Source organism: Methylobacterium sp. WL18 (assembly GCF_008040015.1).
Lineage (GTDB): Bacteria > Pseudomonadota > Alphaproteobacteria > Rhizobiales > Beijerinckiaceae > Methylobacterium > Methylobacterium mesophilicum.
This window is the reverse complement of sequence record NZ_VRVD01000277.1, coordinates 1-6,118: the sequence shown is the minus strand read 5'-3', so window position 1 is coordinate 6,118 and position 6,118 is coordinate 1. Positions and strand designations below refer to the sequence as shown.

The following is a 6,118-nucleotide window of genomic DNA, read 5'->3' as shown; positions in this document are numbered from 1 at the left end:
GTGCGGGCGGCCGCGATGGCGGCGGCGCCGTCCGCGCCGATCTCGGCCGCGCTCATGCCGGTGTGAACCCAGGACGACATCGGCCTGGCCAGTCCCTCGATGTCCGAGGTCAGCGGCGCGTTGTACTCCCGGTGGTAGGTCGCGTGCTCGCCGACGATGTTGACGACGGGTGTACGCGCCTTCTTGGCGTTGTGCAGGTTGGCCAGCCCGTTGGCGAGCCCCGGCCCGAGATGCAGCAGGGTCGAGGCCGGCTTGTCGGTCATGCGGGCATAGCCGTCCGCGGCGCCGGTCGCCCCGCCCTCGAACAGGAACAGCACGCAGCGCATGCCTTCGACCCGGTCGAGGGCCGCCACAAAATGCATCTCGGACGTGCCGGGATTGGTGAAGCAGACCTCGACCCCGCCGGCGACGAGGGTCCGAACCAGGCTCTCGGCCCCGTTCATCGTGGTTGGCGTCCCATCACTCACGGGCAGCTCCCTTCCGGTCCGGCTCGGGCGTCCGGCGAATCGCATTCTTTATTATCGTGGCGCAGCCCGTGCCGAGCGCAAGGGCCGAAACGCGCGCTGCCCGGTCATCGGGCGCCTGGACTATCGCACGATCTGGCGCGAGATTTGCCGCTGGTGTCCCGCAACTTGGACGAACGGGATCCGATGAAACTTCGCCGCTTGATTGCCGCCTCCCTGGCTGGTTCCTTCGCCCTGGTGCCCGCGGCCCGGGCCGAGAGCGTGCTGCGCATCGCCATGACGGCCTCCGACATCCCCACGGCCACCGGGATGCCGAACAACGGCTTCGAGGGCATGCGCTTCCTCGGCTACCCGATCTTCGAGGGTCTGGTGCAGTGGGACCTGAAGAGCACCGACAAGCTCGCCGGCATCGTCCCGGCCCTGGCCGAGCGCTGGGAGCAGGATCCGAACGACAAGACGATCTGGACCTTCCACCTGCGCCGGGGCGTCAGCTTCCATGACGGCACCCCGTTCAACGCCAACGCGGTGGTCTGGAACCTCGACCGCTACTTCAAGAACGACAGCCCGCAATTCGAACCGCAGGGGGCCGGCATCTCCCGGGCCCGGGCGCCCCTGGTCGGGAGCTACAAGAAGATCGACGATGCCACCGTGCAGATCACGACCACGCAGGTCGCGTCGTACTTCCCCGACATGGTCGTCTACCTGCTGTTCACCTCGCCCCAATCGTTCGAGAAGGCGGGCCGCGACTGGGCCAAGGTCGCGGCGCTGCCGGCGGCCGGTACCGGCCCGTTCAAGATCACCCGCGTAGCCCCGCGGGAATCGGTCGATCTGGCCAAGTTCGACGGTTACTGGGATCCGAACCGGATGGCCAAGGTCGACAAGGTCCGGCTGATGCCGATCCCCGAGGCGAATGCCCGGGTCGCCGCCCTGCGGTCGGGGCAGGTCGACTGGATCGAGGTGCCGGCGCCCGACGCGATCCCATCCCTGAAGCAGGCGGGCTTCGCCATCACCACGGGCTCCTACCCGCATGTCTGGCCCTACATCTTCAACATCGGCGCCAAGGACAGCCCGCTGAAGGACGTGCGCGTCCGCCAGGCGCTGAACTATTGCGTCGACCGGGCCGCCATCGTCGAACTGCTCAACGGCACAGCCGAGCCGGCCTCGGGCTGGCTCAACGACAAGGACCCGAATTTCGGCAGCCCGAAGAACCGGTACGTGTTCGACGCCACAAAGGGCAAGGCGCTGCTGGCCGAGGCGGGTTATTCCGATAAAAAACCGCTCAGCCTCAAAGTGATGATCTCGTCCTCGGGCTCGGGCCAAATGCTGCCGATGCCGATGAACGAGTACCTGCAGGAGAACCTGAAGCAGGCCTGCAACGTCGAGCTGAGCTTCAACGTGGTCGAGTGGCAGGTTCTGCTGAATTCGAGCCGGGCGCTGCCGGACGCCCCGAGCCTGCAGGGCTCGATGGCCCTCAACGTCTCCTCGCCCTCGTCCGACCCCAGCGTGATGGCACGCTACTTCGCCGGCGACCGGTTCCCGCCCGGCGGCTTCAACTTCCCGAACTGGAAGGACGAGGCGTTCGACGCCGCCCTCAAGGCGCTCGCCGAGACCGACGACGGGAAGGTGATCGACGCGCAGACGGCGCTCGCCCATGAGCGGCTGGTGGACAACCCGCCCTGGCTGTTCATCGTGCACGACCTCAACCCGCGCGGGATGTCGAAGAAGATACACGGCTTCGTCTCCCCGCAATCCTGGTTCGTCGACCTCACCCTCGTCAGCGTGCAGTGATCCCGATGGCAGACCTGAATCCCGTCGATGCGTCCGCGGCCGAACTCGCCCGGGCGATCGGTTCGAAGTCCTTGTCCCCGGTCGACGCGGTCGAGGCGCTGCTCGGCCGGATCGAGCAGATGGAGCCGAAGCTCCAGGCCTTCACGGAGGTGTTCGCCGCCGATGCACGCCTGGCCGCCGAGGGCGCCGACCGGGCGATCCGGTCGGGCCACGCAGTCGGGCCGCTTCACGGCGTCCCGGTGGTGCTTAAGGACCTGATAGACCTCGAGGGGCGGATCACCATGGGCGGCTCGGCCGCCCACCGGGCGCGCCGGGCGGAGCGCACCGCGACTATCGCCCGCCGGCTGATCGCGCAGGGCATGATCGTGCTGGGCAAGACCCACACGGTGGAGTTCGCCTATGGCGGCTGGGGCACCAACCAGCATCTCGGCACGCCCTGGAACCCCTGGGATCCGGAGACGCCGCGCACACCGGGCGGGTCGAGCAGCGGTACCGGCGTCGCGGTGGCGGCCCGGATGGCTCCCTGGGGCATCGGTACAGACACGGGCGGATCGGTGCGCCTGCCAGCATCCTTCTGCGGGCTCACGGGCCTCAAGGTGACGGTCGGACGCGTCTCGACGTGGGGAATCGTGCCGCTCTCGACCACGCTGGACACGCCGGGCCCGCTCGCCCGCACCGTCGAGGACACCGCGCTCCTCTACGAAGCCATCTCGGGTCCCGACCCGCTCGATCCCACGACCCGGGGGATCGCCCCGGACGCGCCCTGGTCGATCCTCAACCGCGGCGTACGCGGCCTTCGGCTCGGGCGCATGCCGGCGGTCGAGCGCGACGGTGTCGCCCCCGACATGCTGCAGGCCTACGATGCTGCCCTCGATCTGCTGGCCCGGCAGGGGGCCGAGATCGTCGATGTCGTCCTGCCGTTCCGGTTCAGCGACTGCGTCGCCATGAGCGGGATCACCAACGCCGAGGCCTATTTCGTCAACGGCGCCCTCGCGGAGGACCCGGCCTCGCAACTCGGCGACGCCGTGCGGGCCCGGATCCTCGCCGGCGCGACGGTCACCGCCCAGGAGTATCTCGGCACGCTCCAGCGCCGCACCGCGATGAAGCTCGCCTACGCCGCCGCCCTCGATGGGATCGACGCCCTGCTGACGCCGACGACGGAATGCGCCGCCGTAGCCCTCGCCGAGGTCGACGAGACGCACCTGCCGTCCCGGTTCACCCGCTTCGGGAACCTCCTCGACCTCTGCGCCCTGGCACTGCCCGACGGGTTCACCGCCGCCGGTCTGCCGCTGTCGCTGCAGATCGTCTGCCGGGGTTACGACGAGGCGACGGCGCTACGGATCGGCCAAGCCTATCAGCGGGCGACCGACTGGCATCTGCGCCGCCCGCCGGTGTGAGGAGCCGGGCGTCGGGTCGTCCGGACGATCGTCGCCGCCTCGTTCTCCAGCTCATCGGAAAAGAGCGATGCGGCGAGAATGCGTGAAAGCTGCACAGTCGCACCTGTGCTCAAGTGGTGATGCCGGACCAAGCGGCGTCGCGCATTACTTGTTGAAGCAACCCCAAATCCACACGATCAGGGCCGCGAGCGATTTTAGAAGACGGATCGGCGGCTGGAAGCACACGTGCAGAAAGCCGATCAGCACGACCACACAGAGGAAGCCGGACATCAGAGCCGGACCTTCTGCGAGGAGACCGAGCCACCACGTCGCCGCCACGCAAGCGAGAGCGAGGAAGCAGGCGCAGAACGCAACGCTCACGGGGTGTGCCTGCCACCACTGCGCTGTGCTGTCGTCTTCCTGGGATGTCGGAGCCATCTGCGATTCCCACCTATGGGACCGCAACGATCATGCACGGCAACGTCTTGCAGTCATCTTAGCATCCCGGCCCATTCCGGGCGGGTTTACGGCTCGGCTTGGTCGGCGCGGACGGTGACACGGCCATTTATGGTACGGCCCGTCGAGACACGGCGCGAACCCGCGCGCTCAGGCAGCCGGCGCTTGGCCCGACACCACGACGCCGAGCGTATCGAGCAGTGACGACCGCGCCCGGCTGACGCGGCTCTTCACGGTGCCGACCTGGCAGCCGAGCTTGCTCGCGGCCTCCTCGTAGGTGTGGCCCTCGGCGCCGACCAAGAGTAGCGCCTGCCGTTGTGCCGCCGGGAGGGTCCCGAGCCGCTTCCAGACGACCTTGAGGGTGCTGGCATCCTCCTGGTCGGACAGGCTTGTCATCTGGCTCGCGTGGGTGCCATCCACGTCCTCGACCTCGCGCCGGTTCTTGCGCAGCTCCGAGTAGAACTGGTTGCGCAGGATCGTGAACAGCCAGGCGGTGAAGTTCGTCCCCGGCCGGAACCGGGCCTGGTTGGCCCAGGCCTTCACGAAGGTCTCCTGAACGAGGTCGTCGGCCCGGCTCACGTCGCCGACGAGCGACAGCGCGAAGGTGCGCAGCGCCGGGAGCGCCTTGATGATATCGCTGCGGAAGTCGAACGCCACGACCTGACCGTGCGCCGCCACGGCCGCCTCGAAGCGCTCCATGAGGACGGCGAGTTGGGGCGGCAGCGGGTCCTGCTCGACGACCTGGAAATAGTCCCGGATCGGCAGGGCGAGGTGCTGGCCGAGGATCGTGGCGTAGCGAGGCGGGGTGCTGCCCGAGGGGTTCGATCCATCATCGATCATGCGCGTTCCCGGCGGCCGAAGTCTTGGTATATTGGAATGTCTCTAACTCGGTATCTCGGCAATCCTGAACCGTTACCAAACGCTCCTGACAGCAATGGGTAATTTACGCAGACTTGCTGAACGCCGAGGACGGCCTTTGCGCCGTCCCTGTGGCGGCCGAGCGCGCGACGATGCAGAATGCAGGTCGCCAGGAGACCGGGATGAGCCAGGACCACCACCACACCCACGACCATGAGCACCCGCACGGCAGCGATCTGTCGCCGATCGAGGCGCGGGTCCGCGCCCTCGAGTCTCTGCTGACCGAGAAGGGCTACATCGAGCCCGCCGCCCTCGACGCCCTGGTCGAGCTCTACGAGACCAAGGTCGGGCCGCATGCGGGTGCCCGGGTGGTGGCCCGCGCGTGGGTCGACCCCGATTACCGGGACCGGCTGCTGGCCGACGCCACCCCGGCGATCGCCGAGCTTGGTATCGGCGGTCGCGGCGGCGAGCACATGGTTGCGGTGGCCAACACCCCCGAGACCCACAACCTCGTCGTGTGCACGCTGTGCTCCTGCTACCCCTGGCCGGTGCTGGGCCTGCCGCCGGTCTGGTACAAGGCACCGCCCTATCGGGCGCGGGCGGTGATCGATCCGCGCGGCGTCCTGGCCGAGTTCGGCGTCACCATCCCCGAGACGACGCAGATCACCGTTTGGGATTCCACCGCGGAGACCCGCTACATGGTCCTCCCGATGCGCCCTGCCGACACCGAGGGCCTGTCCGAAGAGGCTCTCGCCGCCCTCGTCACCCGCGATGCGATGATCGGTACGGGCCTGCCCGGGTCGCCCCCGCCGGAGATGCCGCGATGAACGGCGCCCAGGACCTCGGCGGCGCACACGGCTTCGGGCCGGTGGTGCCCGAGCCGGACGAGCCGGTGTTTCACGCCGCGTGGGAGCGTCGCGTCTTCGCGATGGCGATGGCCATGGGCTACACCGGTGCCTGGAACCTCGACGGCAGCCGGGCCAACCGCGAGTCGCTGCCGCCCGCGCAATATCTCGCGTCGAGCTACTACGAGATCTGGCTGGCGGCCCTGGAGAAGCAGATCTCCGCCGCGGGCCTCGCCACGCCCGACGAGATCACGGCGGGTCGGGCCTCCGCGTCGGCCAAGCCGGTGGCGCGGGTGCTCGCCCGGGACGGGTTGGAGGCACGCTTCCGGGC

The 6,118-nt window shown here is 68.6% G+C and carries 6 protein-coding genes and 1 pseudogene; 4 read left to right on the top strand and 3 right to left on the bottom strand.

Going from position 1 to position 6,118, the window contains the following annotated elements; all coding sequences use genetic code 11:
• On the bottom strand, window positions 1-443 hold a 443-nt coding region (locus FV228_RS18135), incomplete at its 3' end, for a thiamine pyrophosphate-binding protein (RefSeq protein ID WP_246693944.1).
• A 207-nt stretch (window positions 444-650) separates the two neighbouring features.
• Between FV228_RS18135 and FV228_RS18130 the strand changes: the two genes are divergently transcribed.
• On the top strand, window positions 651-2,252 hold the full coding sequence (locus FV228_RS18130; RefSeq protein ID WP_147855905.1) for an ABC transporter substrate-binding protein: 1,602 nt from the start codon (window positions 651-653) through the stop codon (window positions 2,250-2,252).
• 5 nt (window positions 2,253-2,257) lie between these two features.
• The gene (locus tag FV228_RS18125) at window positions 2,258-3,649 is read left to right on the top strand and encodes an amidase (RefSeq protein ID WP_147855904.1); all 1,392 of its coding nucleotides are present in this window, start codon (window positions 2,258-2,260) and stop codon (window positions 3,647-3,649) included.
• Window positions 3,650-3,793: 144 nt separating this feature from the next.
• Here the strand turns inward: FV228_RS18125 and FV228_RS18120 are convergent, their stop codons facing one another.
• A complete protein-coding gene (locus FV228_RS18120) occupies window positions 3,794-4,066 on the bottom strand; it encodes a hypothetical protein (RefSeq protein WP_147855903.1) in 273 nt (90 codons plus the stop codon).
• A gap of 168 nt (window positions 4,067-4,234) precedes the next feature.
• The gene (locus tag FV228_RS18115; protein WP_147855902.1) at window positions 4,235-4,924 is read right to left on the bottom strand and encodes a sigma-70 family RNA polymerase sigma factor; all 690 of its coding nucleotides are present in this window, start codon (window positions 4,922-4,924) and stop codon (window positions 4,235-4,237) included.
• A gap of 200 nt (window positions 4,925-5,124) precedes the next feature.
• On the opposite strand from FV228_RS18115, the gene nthA reads away from it, so the two are divergent.
• On the top strand, window positions 5,125-5,769 hold the full coding sequence (nthA, locus tag FV228_RS18110) for a nitrile hydratase subunit alpha (RefSeq protein WP_147855901.1): 645 nt from the start codon (window positions 5,125-5,127) through the stop codon (window positions 5,767-5,769).
• Window positions 5,766-6,118 (top strand): annotated as a pseudogene (locus FV228_RS18105) (SH3-like domain-containing protein); the annotation flags it as partial. The gene nthA and the pseudogene FV228_RS18105, both read left to right, overlap by 4 nt.

Coding starts and splice junctions, on each gene's coding strand:
- FV228_RS18130 (WP_147855905.1), top strand. CDS start 651: ATGAAACTTCGCCGCTTGATTGCCGCCTCCCTGGCTGGTTCCTTCGCC.
- FV228_RS18125 (WP_147855904.1), top strand. CDS start 2,258: ATGGCAGACCTGAATCCCGTCGATGCGTCCGCGGCCGAACTCGCCCGG.
- FV228_RS18120 (WP_147855903.1), bottom strand. CDS start 4,066: ATGGCTCCGACATCCCAGGAAGACGACAGCACAGCGCAGTGGTGGCAG.
- FV228_RS18115 (WP_147855902.1), bottom strand. CDS start 4,924: ATGATCGATGATGGATCGAACCCCTCGGGCAGCACCCCGCCTCGCTAC.
- nthA (WP_147855901.1), top strand. CDS start 5,125: ATGAGCCAGGACCACCACCACACCCACGACCATGAGCACCCGCACGGC.